General features: G+C 36.0%; 24 protein-coding genes. 18 read left to right on the forward strand and 6 right to left on the reverse strand.

The window, feature by feature from the left end:
* The first annotated feature begins 26 nt into the window (after positions 1-26).
* Complete coding sequence (gene bshC / locus ACFQO1_RS10760) at positions 27-1,622, forward strand: bacillithiol biosynthesis cysteine-adding enzyme BshC (protein WP_380218067.1); 1,596 nt, start codon at positions 27-29, stop codon at positions 1,620-1,622.
* Here bshC and ACFQO1_RS10765 read toward each other — a convergent pair.
* Both ACFQO1_RS10765 and ACFQO1_RS10770 read right to left on the reverse strand, forming a co-directional pair.
* Entirely contained in the window at positions 1,617-2,657 is a 1,041-nt protein-coding gene (locus ACFQO1_RS10765) for a glutathione synthetase (protein WP_380218068.1), read from the reverse strand. The two genes, bshC and ACFQO1_RS10765, sit on opposite strands and share 6 nt — an antisense overlap.
* Before the next feature lie 5 nt (positions 2,658-2,662).
* Positions 2,663-4,486, reverse strand: a complete 1,824-nt coding sequence (locus ACFQO1_RS10770; protein WP_380218069.1) for a flavohemoglobin expression-modulating QEGLA motif protein — start codon at positions 4,484-4,486, stop codon at positions 2,663-2,665.
* A 164-nt stretch (positions 4,487-4,650) separates the two neighbouring features.
* Between ACFQO1_RS10770 and guaA the strand changes: the two genes are divergently transcribed.
* From guaA to ACFQO1_RS10835, 13 genes are all read left to right on the forward strand, one after another.
* Positions 4,651-6,180 carry a glutamine-hydrolyzing GMP synthase gene (gene guaA, locus ACFQO1_RS10775; protein WP_380218070.1) on the forward strand — a complete coding sequence of 510 codons (1,530 nt, stop codon included), beginning with the start codon at positions 4,651-4,653 and terminating at the stop codon, positions 6,178-6,180.
* 65 nt (positions 6,181-6,245) lie between these two features.
* Positions 6,246-8,171 (forward strand): LysM peptidoglycan-binding domain-containing protein, encoded by a 1,926-nt coding sequence (locus tag ACFQO1_RS10780; RefSeq protein WP_380218071.1) that lies wholly within the window; start codon positions 6,246-6,248, stop codon positions 8,169-8,171.
* Positions 8,171-8,575, forward strand: a complete 405-nt coding sequence (locus tag ACFQO1_RS10785) for an OsmC family protein (protein ID WP_380218072.1) — start codon at positions 8,171-8,173, stop codon at positions 8,573-8,575. The genes ACFQO1_RS10780 and ACFQO1_RS10785 overlap by 1 nt, the downstream gene beginning before the upstream one ends.
* Positions 8,576-8,580: 5 nt before the next feature.
* A complete protein-coding gene (locus ACFQO1_RS10790; RefSeq protein ID WP_380218073.1) occupies positions 8,581-9,045 on the forward strand; it encodes a GNAT family N-acetyltransferase in 465 nt (154 codons plus the stop codon).
* A 13-nt stretch (positions 9,046-9,058) separates the two neighbouring features.
* Positions 9,059-9,595, forward strand: coding sequence for a DUF922 domain-containing protein (locus tag ACFQO1_RS10795; RefSeq protein WP_380218074.1), 537 nt, complete (start codon positions 9,059-9,061; stop codon positions 9,593-9,595).
* Complete coding sequence (locus ACFQO1_RS10800) at positions 9,579-9,821, forward strand: DUF3820 family protein (RefSeq protein ID WP_380218075.1); 243 nt, start codon at positions 9,579-9,581, stop codon at positions 9,819-9,821. The genes ACFQO1_RS10795 and ACFQO1_RS10800 overlap by 17 nt, the downstream gene beginning before the upstream one ends.
* 43 nt (positions 9,822-9,864) lie before the next feature.
* Entirely contained in the window at positions 9,865-10,254 is a 390-nt protein-coding gene (locus ACFQO1_RS10805) for a hypothetical protein (RefSeq protein ID WP_380218076.1), read from the forward strand.
* Between the two features lie 88 nt (positions 10,255-10,342).
* Entirely contained in the window at positions 10,343-11,959 is a 1,617-nt protein-coding gene (locus ACFQO1_RS10810) for a CTP synthase (RefSeq protein ID WP_380218077.1), read from the forward strand.
* 142 nt (positions 11,960-12,101) lie between these two features.
* Positions 12,102-13,982 carry a membrane protein insertase YidC gene (yidC, locus tag ACFQO1_RS10815; RefSeq protein WP_380218078.1) on the forward strand — a complete coding sequence of 627 codons (1,881 nt, stop codon included), beginning with the start codon at positions 12,102-12,104 and terminating at the stop codon, positions 13,980-13,982.
* Between the two features lie 120 nt (positions 13,983-14,102).
* Complete coding sequence (locus ACFQO1_RS10820; protein WP_380218080.1) at positions 14,103-14,768, forward strand: toxin-antitoxin system YwqK family antitoxin; 666 nt, start codon at positions 14,103-14,105, stop codon at positions 14,766-14,768.
* Between the two features lie 94 nt (positions 14,769-14,862).
* Positions 14,863-16,053 carry a tRNA 2-thiouridine(34) synthase MnmA gene (gene mnmA / locus ACFQO1_RS10825; RefSeq protein WP_380218081.1) on the forward strand — a complete coding sequence of 397 codons (1,191 nt, stop codon included), beginning with the start codon at positions 14,863-14,865 and terminating at the stop codon, positions 16,051-16,053.
* A gap of 6 nt (positions 16,054-16,059) precedes the next feature.
* Positions 16,060-17,685, forward strand: a complete 1,626-nt coding sequence (locus ACFQO1_RS10830) for a S8 family peptidase (RefSeq protein ID WP_380218083.1) — start codon at positions 16,060-16,062, stop codon at positions 17,683-17,685.
* The gene (locus ACFQO1_RS10835; protein ID WP_380218084.1) at positions 17,685-18,626 is read left to right on the forward strand and encodes an NAD(P)H-dependent flavin oxidoreductase; all 942 of its coding nucleotides are present in this window, start codon (positions 17,685-17,687) and stop codon (positions 18,624-18,626) included. Before ACFQO1_RS10830 ends, ACFQO1_RS10835 begins: the two co-directional genes overlap by 1 nt.
* Positions 18,627-18,821: 195 nt before the next feature.
* Here ACFQO1_RS10835 and ACFQO1_RS10840 read toward each other — a convergent pair whose 3' ends face one another.
* Positions 18,822-19,013: a cold-shock protein gene (locus ACFQO1_RS10840; RefSeq protein ID WP_380218085.1), complete on the reverse strand. Its 192-nt coding sequence runs from the start codon at positions 19,011-19,013 to the stop codon at positions 18,822-18,824.
* Positions 19,014-19,107: 94 nt separating this feature from the next.
* The gene (gene lysA, locus ACFQO1_RS10845; RefSeq protein ID WP_380218086.1) at positions 19,108-20,313 is read right to left on the reverse strand and encodes a diaminopimelate decarboxylase; all 1,206 of its coding nucleotides are present in this window, start codon (positions 20,311-20,313) and stop codon (positions 19,108-19,110) included.
* 222 nt (positions 20,314-20,535) lie between these two features.
* Here lysA and sucC point away from each other — a divergent pair, with 222 nt between their 5' ends.
* Positions 20,536-21,726, forward strand: a complete 1,191-nt coding sequence (sucC, locus tag ACFQO1_RS10850) for an ADP-forming succinate--CoA ligase subunit beta (RefSeq protein ID WP_380218087.1) — start codon at positions 20,536-20,538, stop codon at positions 21,724-21,726.
* A gap of 64 nt (positions 21,727-21,790) precedes the next feature.
* A complete protein-coding gene (locus tag ACFQO1_RS10855; RefSeq protein ID WP_380218088.1) occupies positions 21,791-22,186 on the forward strand; it encodes a tellurite resistance TerB family protein in 396 nt (131 codons plus the stop codon).
* Here ACFQO1_RS10855 and ACFQO1_RS10860 read toward each other — a convergent pair.
* The gene (locus ACFQO1_RS10860; protein WP_380218089.1) at positions 22,183-23,472 is read right to left on the reverse strand and encodes a DUF2254 domain-containing protein; all 1,290 of its coding nucleotides are present in this window, start codon (positions 23,470-23,472) and stop codon (positions 22,183-22,185) included. The genes ACFQO1_RS10855 and ACFQO1_RS10860 overlap by 4 nt on opposite strands.
* Before the next feature lie 221 nt (positions 23,473-23,693).
* Between ACFQO1_RS10860 and ACFQO1_RS10865 the strand changes: the two genes are divergently transcribed.
* The gene (locus ACFQO1_RS10865) at positions 23,694-24,134 is read left to right on the forward strand and encodes an Hsp20/alpha crystallin family protein (protein ID WP_380218090.1); all 441 of its coding nucleotides are present in this window, start codon (positions 23,694-23,696) and stop codon (positions 24,132-24,134) included.
* Between the two features lie 71 nt (positions 24,135-24,205).
* Here the strand turns inward: ACFQO1_RS10865 and rluF are convergent, their stop codons facing one another.
* Positions 24,206-25,033 carry a 23S rRNA pseudouridine(2604) synthase RluF gene (gene rluF / locus ACFQO1_RS10870; RefSeq protein WP_380218091.1) on the reverse strand — a complete coding sequence of 276 codons (828 nt, stop codon included), beginning with the start codon at positions 25,031-25,033 and terminating at the stop codon, positions 24,206-24,208.
* A 106-nt stretch (positions 25,034-25,139) separates the two neighbouring features.
* Here rluF and ACFQO1_RS10875 point away from each other — a divergent pair, with 106 nt between their 5' ends.
* Positions 25,140-26,669, forward strand: a complete 1,530-nt coding sequence (locus ACFQO1_RS10875) for a GH3 family acyl-acid amido synthetase (protein ID WP_380218092.1) — start codon at positions 25,140-25,142, stop codon at positions 26,667-26,669.
* Position 26,670: the final 1 nt, after the last annotated feature.

Raw genomic sequence — 26,670 nt, forward strand, 5'->3', positions numbered from 1 at the left:
TTTGAAACACTAATTGCAGTAATCCTATGCCTAAAAGTTTTATCCCGTATCAAAAAACTGGTTATTTTTCAAAATTGATAGGTGATTATCTTGCGCAAGATTCTTCTTTAAAGCAGTTCTACGGAAAGTTCCCCACGCTGGAAAATTGTAAGGAGCAGTTGAATGAAAAAAAGAGTTCATACAGTGCCAATTCAAGAAATGTTCTAAAACAACAACTGAAGCTTCAGTATCAAGATTTTGAAACTTCTGAAGCTACCCAGCACAATATTGAGTCGCTTGCCAAAGACAATACATTTACCATCACCACAGGGCATCAACTTAACTTGTTTACAGGACCCTTATATTTTTTATATAAGATCTTTTCGGTCATAAATCTTTCAGAAAAATTAAATAAAACCTATCCTAATTATCACTTTGTCCCTGTGTATTGGATGGCAACCGAAGATCACGATTTTGAGGAAATCAATTATTTTAATTTCAATGGAAAGAAAATTGTCTGGGACAGACAAGACGGCGGAGGTGTAGGCGAATTTTCTACCGAAGGTTTACAGGAAGTAAGGCAGGTTGTTGCAAAAGTTTTTGGTACTACTGAAAACGGAAAGAAACTCACATCTCTTTTTTCTGAAGCCTATACAGAGCATCCCAATCTTGCCGATGCAACACGCTATTTAGGAAACGAACTGTTTAAAGAATACGGTCTTGTAATTGTCGATGGAAATGATGCAGTATTAAAAAAAGCTTTCATCCCGTTTGCTGAAAAAGAACTTGACGAAAATATTTCTTTTAAAAAAATTACTAAAACAATTAAAGCACTTCTTCAGGCAGGATATAGCGAACAGGTACATCCGCGCGAAATCAATTTATTTTATGTAACCGAAGGAATTCGGGAAAGGATTATCGAAAAGCAAGAAAAGTTTTATGTCAACGAAACAGATTTGGTTTTTACCAAAGACGAAATCTTTAAAGAACTTAATAGACATCCGGAGCGGTTTTCGCCAAACGCTTTATTGCGACCTTTGTATCAAGAAGTAATCTTACCTAATATCTGTTATGTTGGTGGTGGTGGTGAATTGGCATATTGGTTTCAGTTAAAAGCATATTTTGAAGGTGTAAATGTTCCGTTTCCTATAGTGTTATTACGTAATTCTGCGATATTGGTACCTGCTAAACTTTCAGAAAAACTAAAAAAACTAGATGTTTCAATTACAGAATTATTTCAAAAGCAACACGAATTAAAGACAAACGTTACCAAAAAACTTTCAGAAGTAAAGATTGATTTTTCAGCTCAGAAAGAACTGCTGGAAGCTCAGTTTAAAGATTTATATACCCTTGCCAACAAAACAGATGCGTCATTTATGGGAGCGGTTGCCGCTCAAGAAAAGAAACAAAAAAATGGATTAGACCATCTCGAAAAACGGTTACTAAAAGCTCAAAAAAGAAAATTGGCAGATCAATTGGACCGACTTACACAATTGCAGGATTCCTTATTTCCTGGGCAGAGTCTTCAAGAACGTAATACCAACTTTTCTGAATTTTATCTTCCATATGGCGAGGATTTATTCAAAAAATTAAAGCAACAGTTAGATCCATTGTCACATGAGTTTTCCATTATTACCTTATAATGTCGCGAGTCTGCTATTGTCTATATAATCACCATATAGGTTTTTATAATGTACTTTTCGTTCAATACTTTTAATGACTTCGGCTGCAAAATCTTTTTCATAGGCGCGACTCATCATGTTTAATCCGCCAGGACTAAACACATTAATCTCCATTAATTTATCACCAACAATATCTATCCCAACTAAGAACATGCCATCTTGGACTAACTTTGGACGAACAATTTCTGCTAGTTCTAACATTTGATCTGTAACTTTTACTTTATCGGGTTTTCCTCCCGCATGAATATTACTTCGAATATCTCCTTCGGCATTGACACGCTGTATCACTGCGTAAGCATCATCGACCTTTAATGGTTCGCCATTCATTAAGATAAGTCTTGTGTCCCCTTTGGTTGCTGCGGGTAAATATTCCTGTGCGATTACATACCCATCTCGACTAATGGCTTCGATGGTCTGACTTAAATTATGTTCATTTTTTTTATCCATCCTAAACACATTGGTTCCTCCACTTCCTTTTAAGGGCTTAAGGATCATTTTTTGTTTCTGACTTTTAAAAAATTCTCTTATTTCATTTTCATCACGGCTTATGATGGTCTCTGGACGTAATATTTCTGGAAAATGCTGAAAATACATTTTATTTACGGCGCTTGCCAGACTGGTTGGATGATTTACTACGAGCACATTATTTCTTACCGCTATTTCACCAAAAATAAAAGCTGCATTTTGAGCCCATTCGCGTTCGCCAATTTCATCACTAGGGTCATTACGAAGAAACAATACATCCAGATCTTCTGAAGAAATTTTTGTCAATTCCTGTTCCTGAACAGCCTTGAAATAAGTTTCCTGACTTTTAAATTTCCGGTCTGAAATGGTCTTACAAAGTGCTGTCAAATTACCGTCACTGGCATACCCTAATTCGCCAACACCAATGTAAAATACCTCGTGTCCCCTTTTGTAGGCTGCATAACCCATCGTTGGTGTAGAGTATTTTACTTGTTCGGTGGCGTGGTCATTTATTACAAATGCAATTTTCATAGTCTTTAGTTTAAAAGTTCGGTTAGGGTTATTCCTTTTCGTATTTGTTGTAAGCGTTCCTGTACTGAGGGACGTTCTAAAAATCTTGGTAATTCGGGCTTCTTTAGCACATTTCGGTAGATTAATTCTTCAATCAACGGAACATGGTTGGTATTAAATTTTCCAGCATATAGGGTTTCTAATTTTCCTCCGTCTTTAAGATAATCTAAAACATTGATCAATCCTGCGAGGTATACTGCATCTTTTGTGAGTCCGCCACCTCTATAAATCCGCATTGTAATATAGTATGCCGTCCGTTCTGGAAAATTATACTCTTTATGAAGCAAGTGAAAGGTGTCTACAAATGTAGCTCCAGAGACCAGACTGTCTGCAGCAACAACACGTCCTGCAAGTAATCGAAGCCTGTTTTTGGTCAAGCCACCCACAAGATATTCAGACAGCACAGCAAGTCCTTCCTGTAATTGATCATACCCTGCAAAACCTGCATACATTTGTTTTAGTGGTTGGCTTTTTCCATTGCAATACGTTAATATATGGGTTGCGATTTCATGTTGTATCAAGGCGTCACATCGATTCGAATCCATGTTAAGTTGATCACTAATGAGTAGTGTCGTTTCTGAAACCATAATTCCAGCAACATCACTACGAATTTCTAAGGCTAGCTTTAAGTGTGGAAATTTTTCTTGGTAATAATCAATTTCTTTTTGAGCGTGTTCTGCAAATTCATGACAAGTAAATTTATCAATTTCTGAAGCATTTTCTCCTTCAGAGAAAGTGTTGAGAATTTCTTTTGCTCCATTTAAAACATCTTCTTCTATACGACCATATAAACTTTCCCCTACAAAACGAAAACTATCGGTACCCCGCTCTTCCAGCATAGTAAGTTGTTTCTCGATCTCCAGCCGTTTGTCACGCAAAATGTAAGCGAGGGTAGGATCATCTACCTTTTCAATTGGAATATCATACAGCTTTCTTTTTTCCTGTTCAGGATCTAATGCGATTAATCTATAGGTAAAGGAGGGTTTTTTGGAAAATTTACTTTCTTTAAATTGTTCCCATTGTTCGCTGCTATTGACAGGTGTAGTTCGTAGTAGAAAGGACATGCCTTCACTAATTTCGGCCAGATCATGATCTGCCTGCATGGTTATTTTATCAAGACTCGTTTTCCCGAGCATTAGAAAATGATCATACGGATTTGAAGTCTGTACCCGGATAAATTCAAACACCGTTCTTTTAATTATTTCTGAAAGATAGGTTGCAAATTTTCGGTAAAAAATAGAATACACTTGATTTTCGGAAGGTCGCTGATAAATAGTTGGAACCGAAATACCAATCGTCAAACTACCTGAAGCTTTAGACTGATCGATAGTCATTAAAGGTTCTAATCTATCGGGATGACGCATATTGGTGTCATTGACTGTTGAAGAAACTTCGGGATATATAAGTCGCATTTCATCAATTCCTATTTGTAGCGCTTTTATGGTAGCGGGAGCTTTATCTTTTGGACATGAGATTTCAAAGGTAGCATCGTGATTGTTTCGTTCGGGCCACATTTCAAGAATAAGAAACGAATTAAGTTTTTTAGACATTGAGGTTGCAATACATTGAATCAATTCTGAAATATCAACCGTGTCTTTAACTATTAAATACGAAGCCTGCGTTTTTAATAATCCCGAAAAGTATAAATCCGGCTTTTTATATCGGTAAATACAGATATAAGGCAATACTTTATCAATATGCAACATACCGCCTTCTGGCAGCTGCTCATTAATGGGTAATTGCGACTCTAAATCTCCACAAACCGTTTGCAGTAATGGCTCTTCAATCATAAGACCTAAAAATACTATTTATTCATCGCATTTTTGTAAGATGCATAGGAGATTGGCATTAGTTTAACGGCGATTGTTAAGGTCGTGTCAAAGGGTTTCAAATTTTCAACTTATTTTTTAAGTTCGAAGCATTTTCTAACTTAAAATTTTAAGTATTTTTGTGGATGCAAAATAACGTCCTCATTTTAGATTTTGGTTCTCAGTACACTCAGCTTATAGCACGAAGAGTTAGAGAACTTAATATTTACTGCGAAATTCACCCGTACCATAAAATTCCTGAAGATTTATCTTCTTTTAAAGCTGTAATTCTTTCTGGTAGTCCGTTGTCTGTAAGAGCTGAAGACGCTGCACATCCAGACCTTTCAGAAATAAAAGGAAAATTACCGCTCTTGGGTGTCTGTTATGGTGCTCAATATTTGGCACATTTTAACGGAGGAAACGTGGCTCCTTCAGATATTAGAGAATATGGAAGAGCTAAATTAACAATGATCAAAGATGCCGAAGGTTTGTTTGCAAATATTGCTGAAGGCTCTCAAGTTTGGATGAGCCATAGTGATACTATTGCAGCGTTGCCTACTGGTGGCGTCCGATTGGCGAGTACAGCAGATGTGATGAACGCAGCTTACAGAATAGAGGACGAAGAAACGTATGCAATTCAGTTTCATCCGGAAGTATATCATACTACAGATGGAAAGCAACTACTTGAAAACTTTCTAATCCATATTGCGGGAGTAGAAGCCTCTTGGACCCCAGCAGCTTTTGTAGATACTACTGTAGCTGCCCTTAAAGAGCAAATTGGAAATGAAAAGGTAGTGCTAGGTTTAAGTGGTGGTGTAGATTCTACGGTTGCAGCGATCCTCCTTCACAAAGCGATAGGAAAACAATTGCATTGTATTTTTGTAAACAACGGCTTACTACGCAAAAATGAATATAGTGATGTGCTGCTTCAGTACAAAGGGATGGGACTTAATGTAAAAGGAGTAGATGCTTCGGCACGTTTCTTGGACGCGCTTGCAGGAAAAAGTGATCCTGAAGAGAAGCGTAAAGCCATTGGGCGGGTTTTTATTGAAGTATTTGACGACGAAGCTACTTCAATTACAGGTGTAACTTATCTCGCACAAGGAACTATTTATCCAGATGTCATAGAAAGTGTTTCAGTAAATGGTCCATCGGTAACTATAAAATCACATCACAATGTAGGTGGATTACCAGATTTTATGAAGCTTAAGGTCGTTGAGCCGCTACGAATGTTATTTAAAGATGAGGTGCGTAGAGTAGGTGCAGAAATGGGAATTGATTCAAAATTATTAGGAAGACATCCATTTCCTGGACCTGGCTTAGCAATACGTATTCTGGGAGCTATTACAGCAGAGAAAGTAAGTATCCTTCAGGAAGTAGATCATATTTTTATTGAAGGATTGCGCAAATGGAATTTGTACGATAAAGTATGGCAGGCTGGTGCCATGTTACTGCCTGTAAATAGCGTAGGGGTAATGGGCGATGAACGAACCTATGAAAAAGTGGTTGCGCTAAGAGCTGTTGAAAGTACAGACGGTATGACGGCAGATTGGGTAAATTTACCCTACGAATTTTTGCAGGAAACGAGCAATCATATAATAAACCGTGTGAAAGGCGTTAATAGAGTAGTGTATGACATAAGCTCGAAACCACCTGCAACTATTGAGTGGGAATAATTTAAATAGGTATTAAGAAATAATTTAAAGCATAAGTTGTACATTACTAACAAAATAAATCTGACGTGAAATATTTTATTTATTTAAGCTTACTTTTCGTATTGTGCGATTCTTGTACAGCAGCTGTTGTACAACAAAACTATCAGAATCATACCGTTAAAAAGGGAGAAACAATTTTTAGTATTTCCCAAACCTATGGAGTTTCTGAAGCAACTATTTACAAATTTAATCCAGATACGAAACAAGGAGTTCGTGAAGGAGCTGTTTTAGTATTGCCAACAACCGATTTAATTAATACGACCAGTGATTCGGTTACTTTTAAGATGCATAAAGTAAAGCGAAAAGAAACGTTGTTCAGTATTTCTCAGACCTATAATGTGAGTCAGGACGATTTAAAAAAGTACAATAAAGAACTGTATGCGCGACAACTAAAAAAGGGAGAAAAAATACGAATTCCAGTCACTGCTAGCGTTGTCACTACAAATACATCAAATAATACTGAAACTTCTAATAATACCACAAATGTTTCAGAAAATAAAGCAACCCATACCGTAAAAGCTAAAGAAACTATGTATGGTATTGCTAGAATGTATGGGATTACCATTCCTGATCTTCAGAAATTAAATCCGGGTCTTGGAGAAAATGTAACCATAGGAACAGTTTTAAATATTCCTTCTTCTGAAAAAGTTTCCACTTCAACAATTGACACCGATGAATTTGATTATTATGAGGTGCAACCTAAAGAAGGGTTTTATAGATTAAAGGTAAAATTAGGGTTAACCGAAGCGCAAATCATCGAACTGAATCCTTATGCGAAAGACGGATTAAAAGATGGAATGATTTTAAAGATTCCAAAAGAAGTAGCCGAAAGTGTTGCAGATTCTAATGTTCAAAAAATAGATCTAGAAAGCATTATTAGCAATCGGAGTAAAAAGAAGATTGCTGTGCTATTGCCTTTTCAGTTAAATAAAGCAACAAGTGATTCTACTTCGACAAATGTAGATTTAATTAAGAAAAATGCAACGGTGCGTGTCGCGCTCGATTTTTACAGCGGAGTGTTAATGGCAGCCGAGTTTGCAAAAGATAAGGGAATCTCCATCGAAATAGATGTATATGATACCGATGCAAACGAAGGCAAAACCCGTTCTATCATTAATGGTAATGACTTCGAAGATACTGACGCTGTCATTGGACCCTTACTTCGAAAAAATGTTGAGATAGCAGCCGATGAGCTTAAACGAGATAACATTCCTGTATTTTCTCCTTTAAGTAACCGTGAAATAGAGATGAAATCTAATCTGTTTCAAACGTTGCCTACCGATAAAATGCTTCGTAAAAAATTATTCTCTTATTTAAAAGACAATGAAGCAAATAAAAACTTTTTGGTTATTGCAGATCCTAAAAAAGGAACTCAAAAGTCCGAAATACTTTCGGCTTTTCCTCAAGCGAAAACGGTAAACCTTCGTAAGGATGCCTTTTTGTATGTTCAAGATATTGATTCCAAACTTGACAAAACAAAAGAAAACTGGATTATTCTAGAGTCTGAAAATCCTGTTTTGGTGAGTAATGTCGTAGGATTGCTAAATGGGATGCCTTCCAGTAACAACTTGCGATTATTCACGTTTGATAAAAATGATGCCTATGACTATAATGATGTTTCAAATCTGCACTTGGCTAAATTGAATTTTACATTCCCTTCAGTAAATAAAAGTTATAATCATAATGATAAGAATGCGTTTTTAATTAGTTATAAAAACGAATATGGAGTCTTACCTAATAAATATGCTGTGCGTGGGTTTGATGTAACGTATGACGTGTTATTGAGACTCGCTATTGCCAATGATATTTATGATTCGATGGATAGCGATTATGAAACAGAATATATCGAAAATAAATTCAGATATACAAAAAGATTTTTGTCTGGATATGAGAATGAAGCAGTCTATCTTGTAAAATATAATAAGGACCTTCTTTTTGAAGAAGTAGAATAATGGGAACCTCAAAAGTAACATACCAAGGTAATTTGCGCACTTCCAATGAGCATATTAAATCAGGAGCTACTTTTATTACAGATGCTCCCACCGACAATAATGGAAAAGGAGCCGCTTTCTCTCCAACAGATACCGTAGCTACAGGCCTTGCCAATTGTATGCTCACGATTATGGGAATCAAAGCAACAGATCTAGCGGTAAATCTTGAGGGTGCTACAGCAGAAGTAACAAAAACGATGGCTGCAAACCCTCGCAGGATATCAGAAATTAAAATCGTGTTTAATCTGCCTGGAGGTGTTTCAGAAAAACACAGAGCCATACTTGAAAATGCAGGGAATACCTGTCCGGTTCATTTTAGTCTGCATCCAGACATCAAAAAAGACATTACTTTTAATTGGAAGTAAAAAGTATGATCTCACTTCGCAGAACTACTACTTCAGATATAGATTTCAAATCACTAGTAAAATTATTGGATGCCGAATTGGCAATTCGGGATGGGGATGATCATGAATTCTATAATCAATTTAATAAACTCGATTCTATACCTTATGTTGTCGTCGTATATAATGAGAGCACTCCTATAGGTTGTGGCGCTCTAAAAAACTACAATAAGAATACGGCTGAAATCAAAAGGATGTTTACGCTGGATAGCTTCCGCGGAAAAGGGATTGCTACAAAAATTCTTTCAGCATTAGAAACATGGGCAATGGAATTAGGGTATGACTATTGCATTTTGGAAACAGGAATTAGGCAACCAGAAGCAATTGCTTTGTATCAAAAATGCGGATACCAACAAATAGAGAATTACGGGCAATACGAAAATGTAACAGAGAGCCTTTGTTTTAAGAAACGACTCAATAAATTTAGTAGATAAGCGTTAGTTTTTTATGAAAGCATTTCTTTTTGTATCGATTTTTTTGGCTTCGCTTTTTTCTTCGGAAAGTGATGAGAAAAAAATTGCATGGAATGAAAACAGTAAACTTAGCTGGTCCGATTTTAAAGGAACTCCTAGTGGAAGTAGGGAATATGTAGCTAGTACTAATTCTGGAATATCATTTTCATATTCATATGGAGAACGCAATGGTAAAATTAATTTAGAGTATACAATTCAGAGTAATTTTTACCCAAATTTATCCTGGTACCGCCCGGAAATAGTAAACGACTATATTTTACGGCACGAACAGGCGCATTTTGATATTTCAGAACTTTTTGCCCGAAAACTCAGAAAAAAAGTGGAAGCTATTCCATTGACCAAAAATATCAAGAAAGAAATTGATGCTGTTTATAGTGCTAATGAAAAAGAACGTCAAGACATACAACATGCTTTTGATAAAGAATCGGTACACTCCCGCAATGAGGAGGGTGAGTTAAAATGGCAACGATTTATCGCGGCTCAATTAAAAAAATATGAACGCTGGAAATAATCCCAACCCAAAGCACCTTGAAGAACTCGCAAATTATAAAATGCCCTTCGGAAAGTACAAAGGTCAATTATTAGTGAAGATTCCAGAACCTTATTTTGTTTGGTTTAAGCAAAAAGGTTTCCCTGAAGGTAAATTAGGACGGATGTTAGAAGAAATGTACGAGATTAAAGTGAACGGATTGGAAGGTCTGTTAAAGCCACTAATTAACACTACCAAATATTTATAAGCAACGGGTTCAATAATTTTTCATCTAGATAAAAATATATCGTATGAAATTTTTGAAAAAATATAAGAGCCTATTACCAGAGGTCATTTTAATTCTCTCGACTTTCTTTTATATGTTCAATAGTGGTTTTATCATAAACCCAATTGCGGTAGCCATTGTTATTGCTATTGTAGCTCAAATTTACTTTAATAATTTGATGACTGGCATTGTAATGGCATTGTTATTCTCAATGATATTTGGCTACCTCTTTCTTGCATTATATTCAGATATTGTTAAATTCGATACCCTTTCAGATGCTTGGCAAATGATTGTTTTTGGTACCGCCTATCTAGGTATAAGTCTGGCAGCTTCTATTGGTATGGTATTCAAATATATTATGAGAGATACTTTAAAAGAAAATGCTGCTATACACTCAAATCTTTCCGAAGAATAACAATAGCGTTAAATTATAAAAAGGCTGTTTCAGTAGCTAATAAATACCTACCTTTGCATCCCGTATAGCGAACAAAGTAAAGGCATCTATGAACACTACAAAATATATCTTCGTAACGGGCGGAGTATCTTCATCTCTGGGAAAAGGCATAATTGCTGCCTCACTAGCCAAACTATTACAGGCGCGAGGATATAGAGTGACTATTCAAAAATTAGATCCGTATATTAATGTGGATCCGGGAACTTTAAATCCTTATGAGCATGGTGAATGTTATGTGACAGACGATGGCGCTGAAACAGATCTCGATCTAGGGCATTACGAACGTTTCCTAAACACACCCACTTCTCAAGCAAATAATGTGACTACCGGTAGGATTTACCAAAGCGTAATTGACAAAGAACGCCGTGGTGAATTTTTAGGAAAAACAGTTCAGGTAGTACCACATATCACCAATGAAATTAAAGAACGGATTCAAATATTAGGGAAAAGTGGCGATTATGATATTGTCATTACTGAAATTGGAGGAACAGTCGGGGATATTGAATCGTTGCCTTATATAGAGTCGGTGCGTCAGTTAAAATGGGAACTGGGCGATGATAATGCCTTGGTCATACATTTGACCTTGATACCGTATTTATCTGCAGCTGGAGAATTAAAAACAAAACCTACACAGCACTCTGTTAAAACACTTATGGAAAGTGGAATTAAGGCAGATATCTTGGTATGTAGAACGGAGCATGAACTTTCCGAAGATTTAAAAGCTAAATTAGCCCTTTTCTGTAATGTGAAAAAGGAAGCAGTTATCCAGTCCATTGATGCTTCGACTATTTATGACGTTCCAAATTTAATGTTGGAAGAAGGTCTGGACAATGTGACCATTGAAAAATTAAAACTTAAAGATGCAGGTGAACCAGATTTGGAGCAATGGAATCAATTCTTGAAACGCCATAAAAATCCAAAAAGCGAAGTGAATATTGGTCTTATTGGTAAGTATGTCGAATTACAAGATAGTTATAAGTCAATTTTAGAATCTTTTATTCACGCAGGTGCCGAAAATGAAGTTAAGGTAAATGTAACTTCAATACATAGCGAGCATCTTAGTGAAAAAACTATTAAAAAAGAATTTGTTAAGCTAGACGGAATATTAGTTGCTCCAGGTTTTGGAGAACGAGGAATTGAAGGTAAGATTGAAGCAGTTAAATATGCCCGTGAATATAAAATTCCTTTTTTAGGGATTTGCTTAGGCATGCAAATGGCCGTGATAGAATATAGTCGAAACGTTTTAGGTTTAAAAGATGCAAATTCCAGCGAAATGAGCAAAAAAACAGCAAATCCTGTAATTAACTTAATGGAGGAGCAAAAAAGCATTACAGACATGGGAGGAACTATGCGTTTAGGTTCTTGGAAATGTGAACTTGTCGCAGATAGTATCGTTGGTAATGTCTACAAAACTTCAAGTATTGAAGAACGTCACAGGCATCGTTATGAATACAATAATGCCTATCGAAAGCAACTGGAAGCTGCCGGACTAAAAACTACAGGTATTAATCCTGAAACTAATTTGGTTGAAATTATTGAAAACCCAGATCACCCTTGGTTTGTAGGGGTTCAATATCATCCCGAATATAAAAGTACTGTTGCAAATCCACATCCATTATTTGTGGCATTTGTTAAAGCAGCACGTACCTTTGCCGAAAATAAATAATACGACAATTTGGCTGAAAGAATGGCGAAGGCTAGATTGTTGACAAGTAGATCATGACTTTTAAAATATTAAGATTTTTCTAGGTCAGTTGAAGATTTTTATAAAATTAACTTAAAAGATACCCACCTTAGTGGGCATTAAAATGGACGGAAAGAAATTTGATTTAAACTCACTCATAGGTTTTGTGCTTATTGGAGGTATCCTCATTTGGATGCTGTATCTCAATGGCCCTACGGAAGAGGAGATACAAGCCGAGAAAGCAAAAACGGAAGCGGCTGCACAAGCCGAAACTGAAACTCTAGAAAAAGAGGATGTTACTCTTACCGAAGCTACCGAGGAATTTTCAGTTGCAAATCAGCAAGATTCGTTAGCACTTGAGAAGTTACAAAATAGATTAGGCTCTTTTGCATATTCAGGTACTTTACCTTCAGCAGAAGAAAATACAACAGTCATTGAAAATGATGTATTAGCACTTACCGTTAGTAACAAAGGAGGCTATATCATAGAGGCAAGACTGAAGAAACATAAAACTTTTGATTCGATTCCAGTATATCTTATTAAAGATGGAAATGCTTCATTGAATCTTCAATTTTCTTCAGAAAATAGATTACTGAACTCTAAAGAATTATTTTTTGAACCAGAACTAACAAAAAATGGAGAAAATCAGGTATTAACCATGCGTTTAAAATCGGACGCAGATGCTTATATCGAATACCGTTACGAGTTAGCCCCAGGTGAATATATGTTGGATTTTAGTTTAAAATCACAGGGATTGTCTGGTGTAATGGATACATCACAACCTATGTACCTTGATTGGAGATTAAAAGGATATCGTCACGCAAAAAGTATTAGTTATGAGAACAGATATTCACGCTTAACCTACGAATTTGAAGGAGACGATCACTCAAAATTATCGGCAACCGGAGAAGATGATGATTTAGAAAAAGATGTAAGCTGGATGAATTTTCGTCAGCATTTCTTTAGTTCCATGCTGTTAACCGATACCCCCTTTGAAGAAGTAGCATTGACTTCGGTAGATCTTGTAGAGGATGAAGATATTGATACGGTGTTTACAAAACAATACGGCGCTAAGATGTTATTAGCCCCTAAGGGTGGAGCATTGGCGTATAATATGAATATGTATTATGGTCCTACTGATTACCAGATATTTAAAAAATATGACCGAAACCTTGACGAAGCCATGCCGTTGGGTTGGGGGATTTTTGGGATGATTAACAAGTACATTATTATTCCTTTATTCGGAATGTTAAGCGGATGGTTACCTGCCGGTATTGCTATTATTTTGCTTACTGTATTAATCAAATTAGCATTATCTCCTGTTCAGTATAAACAATATGTTTCTCAAGCGAAAATGAAGGTATTAAAGCCAGAATTAGATGCTATTAAAGAGAAGTATAAGGATAATAAAATGAAGATTCAACAGGAAACTATGAAACTTCAAAATGTTGCTGGAGCCAGTCCACTCAAAGGATGCTTACCGGCACTATTGCAAATTCCTGTATTCTACGCGCTATTTACATTTTTTCCTACAGCATTTGATTTGCGGCAAAAAAGTTTTTTATGGGCAGACGATCTTTCGAGTTATGATGTAATAGCCGAGTTGCCATTTAGAATTCCACTTTACGGAGATCACGTAAGTTTATTTCCTATTTTGGCATCTATAGCTATTTTTGTATATATGACGATGACCATGGGACAAAGCATGCAAGCACAGCAGCAGCCAGGCATGCCTAACATGAAATTTTTAATGTATTTGTCACCTTTGTTTATGTTGGTTTTCTTTAATCAATATGCCAGCGGACTTTCGTTGTACTACTTTACTTCAAACTTAATTACGATAGGGATTATGTTGGTGATTAAGAACTTTATCATTGACGAAGAAAAGATCAAGGCGAAAATAGCTGTCAATAAGAAAAAGCCTAAAAAACAAAATAAGTTTCAGCGTAAAATGGCAGAGATGATGGAACAGGCAGAACAACAAAAGAAAGCTGGAAAACGGTAATCTTTTTAATCTTTAGATATTTTATGCCAAAACCCTTTTACAGATTTTGGCATTTTTTTTGTCAATTAAAAACGGTGGTACTAGAATGATGTCACCACCGTTGTATATAAAATAATGTCTATGAAAACTATCTATTTATTTTTCTTCGGAATGTTCGTAGGAACCCTTGCGCTTTCAGCTCAAAATGATATTAATAAACTGGATTCCAATGGAAAACGCCACGGGTTATGGAAAAAATACTATGCAAACAAGCAACTTCGCTATGAAGGTACTTTTGATCATGGTAAGGAAATAGGTACATTTAAGTTTTACTGCGAAATCTGTAAAGATCAGCCTGAAGTAGTGAAGGAGTTTTCTAAAGATGGAACTGCATCTGTCAAATTTTACTCGAAAGAAGGTAAACTAATGAGTGAAGGAAGGATGAATGGTAAAAATAAAATGGGAGTTTGGATTTTTTATGCCGAAGAATCTGAAACCCCTATCATGCAAGAAAATTATAAAAACGGAGTTTTGGATGGTGAAAAATTACTTTTCTATCCAGATGGCTCCATTACAGAAAAATTACTATTCGTAAATGGAGTGCAGGAAGGAGAAAGCTTATTTTACTCTCCAAAGGGCATCGTGCTGAAGCAACTCACGTTTAGTAACAATAAATTAAATGGTCCGGCAATCTATAGGGATGCTTCTGGAAATATAACTATGAAAGGAAATTATAAAGATGGACAAAATTCTGGCACTTGGCTCTTTTATAAAAATGGGCGCGTTCTTTTTGATAAGACCTATTAATTACACAGAATTTCAGACTAATTATAGTAATTTTGCAACTCTAAAGTCGTAGAAAGCAATTTTTTAAAAGTGATCCCAATCTAGGGAAATGAATATGAAAAAGCGAGTAGTTGTTGGACTTAGTGGAGGAGTCGATTCGAGTGTTGCTGCCTATCTTTTACAGGAGCAGGGTTACGAAGTGATAGGTTTGTTTATGAAAAATTGGCACGACGATACAGTAACCATTTCAAATGAATGTCCGTGGCTCGAAGATAGTAATGATGCGATGCTCGTCGCTCAAAAGCTGGGGATTCCTTTTCAGACAGTTGATTTAAGTGAGCAGTACAAAGAACGAATTGTCGATTATATGTTTCATGAATATAAAATGGGACGTACACCAAATCCAGATGTATTATGTAATCGCGAGATCAAATTTGATGTGTTTATGAACATTGCTTTGGATCTGGGAGCAGATTATGTAGCTACAGGACACTATTGTAGAAAAGCAACTGTGGAGGTACGTGGAAAAGAAGTCTATCAATTATTAGCAGGAAAAGATCCTAATAAAGATCAGTCTTACTTCCTTTGTCAATTATCACAAAAACAACTGAAAAAAACCTTATTCCCTGTAGGAGAATTATTAAAGCCAGAGGTTAGAAAAATTGCAAAAGAACAGGATCTAATTACTGCCGAAAAAAGAGATTCTCAGGGTTTATGTTTTATTGGGAAAGTGCGATTACCAGAATTTTTGCAACAACAATTAGCGCCTAAAAAAGGAGTAATCGTTGAGGTGCCTGGAGATCTTTCGGTATATAAAAATACAAAAACTAATTTTTCTTCGGAAGTTGAGCGTTTGCACTATCTTTCAGAAAAAAAACAATATTCTCTTACTGATGGTAAGATCGTTGGGGAACACCAAGGGGCACATTATTTTACGAGAGGACAACGTAAAGGGCTCGCTGTTGGTGGCACGAAAGAGCCACTTTTTGTTATTGAAACAAATGTCGATGATAATATAATATACACTGGTCAAGGAAAAAAGCATCCTGGGTTGTACAGAAGAGGATTATTTGTGAAAAATGATGAGGTGCATTGGGTACGGGAAGACTTACAACTTCAAGAAAATCAAGTAATGGAAGTAGAGGCAAGAATTCGATATAGGCAATCTCTTGAAAAAGCAACACTTCATCAAACAATCTCCGGACTTTATGTTATATTTGATACACCTCAATCTGCCATTACAGAGGGGCAATTCGTGGCCTGGTACCAAGGAGAAGAATTGTTGGGAAGTGGCGTAATATCTTAAAAACCTATGAAAAGAGTATTACTAGGATTTATATTTTTTATTAGTGTGCCTGTAGTAGCACAGGAGGATGCACTTGTTTATTTTGCAGACAAAGAGAATGTAGCTGAAAGTTTAGCAAATCCGATTTCAATTCTGACACAAGCTGCCATCGACCGTAAGGAAATGCATGGTACGCCTATCGATGAACGTGATGTTCCTGTAACGGAAGATTATATCATCCAAATTGAAGCCTCTGGTGGTATTGAAGTATTTGCAAAGTCAAAATGGCTTAACGCTGTGTATGTCATTGGTACGCAATCAAATATTTCAAATTTATTAAGCTTAGACTTTGTGACAGATATTGAGTATATGGACAAAAGTTTAAATGCTCCAAGACCAGCGTTGGAAGATGCACAAGATAAATTTGAATTTGAGACCTCAGCTTCAAGAATCATCTATGATTATGGTGCAGCAACCAATCAAGTAGAAATGCTTGCTGTAGATTTTTTACATGAAGAAGATTTTACAGGAGAGGGAATACCTATTGCAGTTATGGATAGTGGTTTTCCTAATGTGTTTAGCAACCCTGCATTTTCAGCAGCAGTAACAGAAAACAGAATAATTGACACCTACGATTTTGTAAGAAATGAAACGGGTATAGATGGTAATGGTTCTCATGGAGCCAGAACTTTTAGTGATATAGCCGGATTGCTCGACGGACAGTTTGTAGGAACTGCACCACAATCTACATATTATTTGTACGTTACTGAAGATTCTAGATCTGGTATGGAAAGTCCCGTCGAAGAAGCTTATTGGTTAGAAGCCTTGGAAAGAGCTGATAGCTTAGGCGTTTTTGTTACAAATACCTCCCTAGGGTATCAGGATTTTGAAGATTCAAGATATGATCATTCGTATGAAGATTTAGATGGTCAAACAACGATAGGAGCAAGGGCTGCAAATATTTCTTTTGAAAAAGGAATGCTTAGTGTTACATCGGCAGGGAATGATGGAGGCGGATTCACATTTGTAGGAACTCCTGGAGACGCAATAGGAATATATACAGTAGGAGCAGTAGATGCCAACGAAAATTTTGCCAGTTTCAGTTCGATAGGTCCAACTGTGGATGGTCGTATCAAACCAGATGGGATGGCACAAGGTCGAGATGCAGCCGTGGTTGATGAAAATGGAAACGTAACCATAAATAATGGTACATCTTTTAGTTCTCCTATCATGGCCGGAGCCATTGCAAGTTTATGGCAATCTAGACCACAAACTACCAATGGTCAAATCATGCAATTAGTAAGAGAAGCTTCCTCCTTATTTACTAACCCTACCGATGAGATGGGGTACGGAATTCCAGATTTTCAGGAAGCGTATAATGCGTTACAGGCTTTAGCAATAGATGAATATTTATTAAGAGAAAACTTTGCATTGTACCCTAATCCTTTCAGTACAGAAGTTAATTTTTCATTTCCTGAAAATATATCCAAAGCAAGTGTTGAAATTTATAATGTGTTGGGTGAAAAAATTTTGGAAAAGGAAATTTCTTCTGTAAATAATAGAATAGATACTTCAGCAATTACTTCGGGTGTATACATCGCAAAAATTTCTTCGGAAGGAAAATCGAATAGCTTTAAAATTGTAAAGCAGTAGTGGACAATAGCATAACAAAATTATTCAATATAAAATACCCGCTTATCCAGGCTGGAATGATATGGAATAGTGGTTGGCGTCTAGCTAGTGCTGTAAGTAATGCTGGCGGATTGGGATTATTAGGTGCGGGTTCTATGTATCCGGAAGTTTTAAGAGAACATATTAGTAAGTGTAAAAAGGCAACAGACAAGCCATTTGGAGTGAATGTGCCCATGCTTTACCCAAATTTGGAAGAAATTATAACTATTATTATTGAAGAGGGAGTTAAAATAGTATTTACTTCTGCGGGGAATCCTAAATCCTATACACAGCATTTAAAACAACATGGAGTTACGGTAGTGCATGTCGTAAGTAGTGTGAAATTTGCTTTAAAAGCGCAAGAAGCTGGTGTAGATGCTGTAGTCGCAGAAGGCTTTGAAGCTGGCGGACATAACGGCCGTGAAGAAACCACCACTTTTACACTGATTCCAATGGTGAAGGAGCAGTTAAATATTCCATTGATAGCTGCAGGAGGGATTGCAAATGGTAAAGGAATGCTGGCTGCAATGGTACTCGGTGCAGATGGAGTTCAGGTAGGAAGTCGTTTTGTAGCTTCGGAAGAAAGTAGCGCTCATAGCGCTTTTAAGGAATTGGTAGTGAATGCTAAAGAAGGTGATACACAATTAACACTTAAAGAGCTCGCTCCTGTTAGAATGTTAAAGAATAAATTCTTCGAAGAAGTAATGCAATTGTATACTACAAATCCTTCAAAAGAAGATCTTATAAAACTATTAGGTCGTGCCAGAGCTAAACGTGGAATGTTTGAAGGTGATCTAGAAGAGGGAGAATTAGAAATTGGTCAAATAGCAGGACTTATTCATGACATAAAACCAGCAGCTCAAATTGTGAAAGAAATGGTTACAGAATTTGAAGCCGCTAAAACAATGGTAAACCAATTGTAGCTAATTTTCAAATGACCCTCCTACTTCAGCAAGAATAAAATAGATGACCGGTTCGTTATTTACCATCTTTGGTAAATTAGAGGTATAAAATAAGAACTCTAATCCGCTTTCATATAAAGATTTTTCAGAATACAAAGCAAAAAAAAGCCCTGGCAGTTGCCAAGGCTTTGTAAAAAAAGTTTACTCAGTAATATATTATAGTACTTTCACGTTAATCGCGTTTAATCCTTTTCTTCCTTCTGTAAGATCAAATTCTACTTCATCGCCTTCTCTAACCTCGTCGATCAATCCAGAAATGTGAACAAAATGTTCTTTGTTAGTTTCTTCTTCAGTGATAAAACCAAATCCTTTAGTGTCATTGAAGAATTTTACTGTTCCTTTACTCATTGTAATAGTTTAATTAATTAATAAAGCGCAAAAGTAGCTTTAAAAATTGATATCATGGTGTTTTTAACACAATATTTTTAAAAGGAGACAAAATTTACAGCTCAATAAGCACTTGATTTCGAGTGAGGTCTTCAAAAGTTTCACGTTTTCGAATCACATGTGCTTGATCGTTATGCCATAAAATTTCGGCAGGACGATATCTAGAATTATAGTTGCTCGCCATAGTGAAACAATAGGCTCCTGCATTTTTAAAAGCTAAAATATCTCCTTCGCTTATTTCAGTAATACGACGATTATTTGCAAACGTATCGGTCTCGCAAATATAACCTACCACGCTATAAAATCGTTCACGCCCTTTGGGATTGCTAATATTAACAATTTCGTGCTGAGAGCCATACAACATGGGTCTTATTAAATGGTTAAAGCCGCTATCTACTTGTGCAAAAACTGTGGAGGTAGTCTGTTTTACTACATTTACTTTGGCTAGAAAGAAGCCCGCTTCACTAACTAAAAATTTACCTGGCTCAAAGGCAAGTGTAAGTTCTTTGCCATAGCTTTTACAAAATTCATTAAAACGCTTTGTGAGTTTTTTGCCTAACTCTTCGATGTTTGTTTCAATATCACCTTCTTTATACGGAACTTTGAATCCGCTCCCAAAATCTATAAAATCAAGATGCTTAAAATGAGTCGCTGTATCAAATAAGATTTCCGAAGCATATAAAAACACATCAATGTCAAGAATATCACTTCCCGTATGCATGTGAATCCCGTTGATATGCATGCCTGTATTTTCTACAATCCTTCTAATATGTGGCAATTGGTGAATAGAAATACCAAACTTACTATCAATATGTCCTACCGAAATATTTGTATTGCCGCCTGCCATAACATGCGGATTAATACGAATGCAAACTGGAATAGTTGGATGTTTCGTTCCAAATTGTTCTAAAATCGAAAGATTGTCAATATTGATCTGAACCCCTAATTTGGCAGCTGTTTCAATTTCTTCTAAGGAAACGCCATTGGGTGTGTAAATAATTTGGTCTGGTGACGCTCCTGCTTCCAACCCTAGTCGAACTTCCTGAATAGAAACAGTATCAAGACCTGCACCTAGAGTATTCAATAGTTTTAATACTGAAATGTTTGAAAGTGCCTTGACTGCATAGTTAATTTTTAACTGTTTGACACCTTTAAACGCATTGCTTAATCGTTTGTATTGTGATTCGATTTTATTAGAATCATAAACATAAACGGGACTATCGAACTCCCGTGCAACCGTCAAAAGGTTTTGGTGTGTCATTGTAACTTGTTTTAAGTGCTCTTATTCAAGAAGCTGTTAATTAAAATTAAGGCACCAAAAGTAAATACAGAGGTCTTAAACTTCATAAAAAAAACCTTAAAATTTTAGTTTTTATTCTCAAGCTAAGAAATACATTTCTATTTTCTGAAACTTCGGGCATTCGTCAGGATTTTTTATTTCATATTTAGTATTTTTGTCGTTCTTAAAAGAAAACACACCCGTATGAACTTACACGAATACCAAGGAAAAGAAATATTAAACAGTTTTGGTGTTGAAATCCAACGAGGAATCGTTGCACAAACTCCTGCTGAAGCTGTAGAAGCTGCAAAAAAACTAACCGAGCAAACTGGAACAGGATGGCATGTAATTAAAGCACAGGTACATGCTGGAGGTCGTGGAAAAGGCGGAGGTGTTAAACTTGCTAAAAATCTTGGCGAAGTTGAACGCATTGCAAATGATATTATAGGGATGAACCTTATTACCCCTCAAACATCTGCCGAAGGTAAAAAAGTACATCAGGTGCTTGTTGCCGAAGATGTATACTATCCTGGCGATAACGAACCAGAAGAATACTATATGAGTGTGCTTCTCAATCGTGCAACAGGTAAAAACATGATCATGTATTCTACCGAAGGAGGTATGGATATCGAGAAAGTGGCCGAAGAAACCCCACATTTGATCTTTCATGAAGAAATTGATCCTGCCTTAGGACTACTAGGATTTCAGGCTCGTAAGATTGCATTTAATCTAGGGTTAAGCGGACAAGCATTTAAGCAAATGACAAAGTTTGTTGCAGCTTTATACAAAGCCTACACAAACAGTGATTCTTCACTTTTTGAAATAAATCCTGTGTTAAAAACATCAGATGATAAGATTATTGCAGTAGATGCAAAAGTTACTTTAGATGATAATGCATTGTTTCGCCACAAGGATTATGCAGCCATGCGTGACAAACGTGAAGAAAATCAGACAGAAGTTGAAGCTGGTGAAAAAGGATTAAATTATGTTGATCTGGATGGGAATGTTGGATGTATGGTAAACGGTGCTGGATTGGCAATGGCAACCATGGATCTTATTAAACAAGCTGGTGGTGAACCCGCAAACTTCCTTGATGTAGGAGGAACTGCAGATGCAGAACGGGTGGAAGCTGCTTTTCATTTGATTTTAAAAGATCCTAATGTGAAGGCAATTCTGGTCAATATTTTTGGCGGAATTGTACGATGTGATCGGGTAGCTCAAGGAATTGTAGATGCGTATAAAAATATGGGAACTATTAATGTGCCTATCATTGTTCGACTACAGGGAACTAATGCCGATATCGCAAAAGAATTGATTGATAATAGCGGACTCGATGTACAAAGTGCTATCGAATTTCAGGAAGCTGCAGATAAAGTACAGGCAGTATTATCATAGTTTACATCTAAAATTTTTACAGAAAGCTCTGAAAATATCTTCAGAGCTTTTTTATTTTCGCTAAATGGAACTGAAAAAACAAGCCCTTATTAGCGATTTAATAGTCATGGCTAGAGCAGATGGAAAGGTAGCCGACGCAGAATATGAATTTGTATTACGTCTTGCAGACAGAATGGGTTTTCACAAGCGAGAAGTCGATGCACTCTTTGAAAATCCGCAACCATCTCAACCCTTGTTTTCGGAGTTAGAACGCATCACACATTTTTATAAACTCATTTTATTGATGTATGTGGATAATGAAATTCACGAACAGGAAGTTATTACTGCTCGTAATTTTGGATTAAAAATGGGCATTCGTCAGGGTGTGCTTGATCAAATCATCAATAGAGTAGTGAATTATGAAGATGGTATTATTCCTTCAGAAGAATTGATGAAAATTTTTAAAACCTATTATAATTAAATTTTTTTCGAAAAATCTTTGATGTACTCAGTGTCTACTGTGGAGTCGAATGCTGTTTTGGCTTCAGAAAGAAGGATCTTTAATTCATTTTCTATGGCTTTGGTGTAATCTTCAGAAAATACTTCTCTATCCTTTAAATAGCTTAACATCCAAACCATTTTTTGTACTATGATGGGATCATGTTTGCAGTAGGTTCTTAAGGAAGCCATTACATTGTAAAGTAAATCTGCAAAGGGTACAATCGCAATTTTAATTCGTGTTTCTCCTTCAGAAACGATCACTCCACTATCGCTTTTTTGTATGCGGAGCGCGAATAATTCGGTTAAATAATCTACAGCATTAATACAAGTGCCTGGATCATTTATTCCTGGCGACATTGCTTTTACAGCTATTTCGGTTATTTGTTTAAAAGCAAGAATGTAATTGTCTTCCACAAGCTCTCCTCTTGAAAAATTAAAATTGGAAAACAATTCTTTACGCATGTCATCATCCAATTTTTTATCTGAATAAATAAACGAAGCATGTTGCAATACGAAAAATCCTTTAGGTATTGCTATGTAAATATGAACATCATACTTTTTACAAAAATTAATGACATTTTGTAATGATATATTCTGAAAGTACCCGCTTTTATTTGTCGTATAGTGATTCCAATTGGTATGTCCTGGAAAATGTAGATTATTCTTGATGTCAATCTCCTTTTCTTTATTAATAATGTAATCCAATCGTTCTTTGGATTTTTCAAATATGTTATCCAGTATATTACTAATCTGAATGCTCTGTGACATATTGTGGATAAAGTAAATAAAGGCAGCAAGGCATATGATGGTGAGGAGAATTCCAATGATGATAGAGAGTCCAGGAAGTGAATACTTTTTATCTTCAGGTTCAATTGAGAATAAAGTAAAAATCATATAGAGAATAGAGGCGAGATAGGTTCCAAGAATTACCTGATTTTTTTTATCACTAATCAATCCTGGCAAAAGACGTGGTGAAAAATTGCTTGACGCTTGGCTAAGTAGTAACATCACCATAGAAAAACTAAACACCATCATAGAAATAAGACCACCAATACAAGCACTAATTATTGTAAGGGCAGTGTCTCCGTCTTCTAGCATTAATTGCGGAAAGTTTTCCAATATTTTTTTAGAAATTCCCCCCTTTTCAAAGTACACCATGATAAAGGCTAAATTGAATCCTACAAATGCAAGTAAGGAAGGATAAAAAGCAATCTTGCTTTCAATGACATTAAAAAAAGTACGAATTCTATTGTAAATTTTTTTCATAGTGCTGTATCACTTCGTGAATATCTTTTTCTGAAACTAAAAGTACTGCTAAAATCTGTTTCTTCACTAAAATTCGGAGGCTTGAAAAAACAGAAAGTCTTAAAATTGACAAAAGGTCAGTTATAATCTCAAAAATAACGACAAGTTGACTTGTTTTTTACAATGGAATTCTATTTGCTTAATACTTTGCAAGAATTAAAAAAAACAAAAAACAATATACTATGAAACTAGTAAAAAGAAATAACGGATTTTTGCCATCAATTTTTGATGAGCTTTTTTTAGAAAATAGATTGGATGTGCCTAATTATGAAAACTTTAGCAGTCCAAAAGTGAATATTAAAGAAAATAATACGAACTTTATCATTGAAGTTGCAGCCCCTGGATTAGAAAAAGAGAATTTTGAAGTTGCGATTGAAGAAGATCAATTAAGTGTTTCCTATAAAACTGAAAATATTTCAGAAAATAATTCTTCTGAAACAGCAGAAAACACTAAATTTACCCATAAAGAGTTTAATTTTTCAAAATTTACTCGCTCTTTTACGTTGCCAGATACTATAAATAAAGAAGATATTAAAGCTTCTTATGTACAAGGAATACTGTCAATTTCATTAGAAAAAGTAGAAGAAAAGAAAGAAATTAAAAGAATGGTTGAGATTTCATAATTGAAATTTAATTTGGTTAGTTAGTTGAAATGACCTCGTGCTACTCAATCGGTGCGAGGTTTTTTTGTGCCTTAATTTTGACCTCTTCTGCGGCGACCTCCCGTTCGGTGTGGTTTTGGATTTTTACCTTTAGTAGGAGAAGGTTTTTTTGTGACACTATCTACAAACGAACTATTGTCACTATCTTCAACACTATTTTTTAATTCCTCCAACTCTTTTTCGGTGAGGTCTCTCCACTTACCTATTGGAAGTTCTCCTAAAAGTAAATTCATAATACGAATTCGTTTCAATTCAACCACCTCGTATCCCAGATATTCACACATTCTGCGTATTTGTCTGTTCAATCCTTGGATTAAAACAATTCTAAACACAAACCGGCTTATCTGTTCTACTTCACATCTTTTTGTAGTGGTTTCCAATTCAGCAAGAGGAATTCCGCTGCTCATTCGGTTTATAAAATCTTTAGTAATGGGTCTATCTACGGTGACGATGTATTCTTTTTCATGTTTGTTTCCAGCACGTAAAATCTTATTTACAATATCGCCATCATTTGTCATTAATAACAAACCTTCACTGGGTTTGTCAAGTCTCCCAACATGAAAAATGCGTTCTTCGTGTCCAATAAAATCTACTACATTTCCTTCGATACGCGTATCTGTTGTACAGGTTATGCCCACCGGTTTATTTAGCATGATATAAACGAGTGTAGTATTTTCAGAAATTAGCTTTCCGTCAACATGGATTGTATCATTTGGCATCGCACGGTCTCCCAAAGTAACTTTCGTTCCGTTAATAGTGACCTTGCCTTCTTCAATAAATTTGTCGGCTTGTCTTCGGGAACAAAAACCACTATCACTAATGGCTTTATTAATTCTAATGGAATCGGGGTGATGGCTCATAGCACAAAGATACAATAATGAACATCGCTTTAAAATCGTTAAACTTACTTTAAACATAAAGTACAATTTCTAGCATCCTGCTATCTTTACTATCTAACAAATTACTATGGCAATCTTAGGGTCTATTATTAAAAATGCAATTGACGTGCGTGATGCACTGGTTTCTGAAACAACTCCAATTGAAGCACAAGAAGAAGTCCTAAAAAAATTATTAGAAACTGCTAAAAATACTGCCTTCGGAAAGTATTACGGTTTTAAGAAAATTCTGGAAAGCGAACATGTAACAACTTCCTTTGCTAAAACAGTTCCGTTTTTTGATTATCATAAAATGCGATCTCAATGGTGGAATCGGGTAGAAGAGGGGCTTGAAGATATTACTTGGCCAGGGAAACCATCTTATTTTGCATTGAGTAGTGGAACCACTGGAAAAACGAGTAAGCGTATTCCTGTAACAGATGAAATGATAGATGCAATTCGAAATACGGGAATAAAGCAAGTTGGAGCATTGTCCAATTTTGATCTACCAGCCGACTTTTTTGAGAAAGAAATTATGATGTTAGGTAGTTCAACCGATTTAACCAAAAGAGACGAATTTCTGGAGGGAGAAATAAGCGGAATCTCTGCGAGCAATATACCCTTCTGGTTTCAAGGATATTATAAACCTGGCGAAGAAATAGCCAAGATTGATGATTGGGATACACGCGTACAAACCATTGCTGAGCGTGCTAAAGAATGGGACATTGGAGCCTTAAGTGGAATTCCGTCATGGATGGAATTAATGCTGAAAGAAGTGATCAAATATCACAATGCCGAAACGATTCACGATGTCTGGCCAAATTTACAAGTCTATACAAGTGGAGGAGTGGCCTTTCAACCCTACGAAAAAAGTTTTAAAAAATTATTGTCAAAACCTGTTACTGTTATTGATACGTATCTGGCTTCCGAAGGATTTATCGCCTACCAGCAGAGACCAGATACCACGGCAATGAAATTGGTTACAGACAATGGAATTTATTTTGAATTTGTTCCTTTTAAACCAGATTATATTAATGAAGACGGATCGCTTAAACAGGATGCTCCAGTAATTTCTATTGCTGAAGTTGAAAAAGACCAAGATTATGTATTGGTTATGAGTACAGTTTCTGGAGCCTGGCGCTATCTAATTGGCGATACCATTGCATTTACCGACGTAGAAAAAGCCGAAATTAAAATTACAGGAAGAACCAAATTCTTTTTAAATGTGGTTGGTTCGCAGCTTTCAGTAAATAAAATGGATGTGGCTTTGCGTGAATTGGAACAGGAATTCGATATTGAAATCCCAGAATTTACATTGGCTGCAGTTAAAATAAAAGATGATTTTTACCATCATTGGTATTTAGGAACTGAAGGTGCTATTGACGAAGAAACCCTCGCTGAAGCGCTTGACAACGCTTTGAAATCGGCAAATAAAAATTATAAAGTAGCACGTAGCAAAGCGCTAAAAGGTGTTAAAGTTACAGTTGTTTCTCCTTCTGTTTTTCATGAATGGAGTGGAAAGAATAAGAAAAAAGGAGGACAAGTTAAAATGGAGCGGGTAATGAAGGAAGAGAAGTTTAAAGAGTGGGAAGCATTTGTAAAAGAATTAAAAAATGAGTAGG

The sequence above is a fragment of the Jejudonia soesokkakensis genome (genome assembly GCF_042664795.1).
Lineage (GTDB): Bacteria > Bacteroidota > Bacteroidia > Flavobacteriales > Flavobacteriaceae > Jejudonia > Jejudonia soesokkakensis.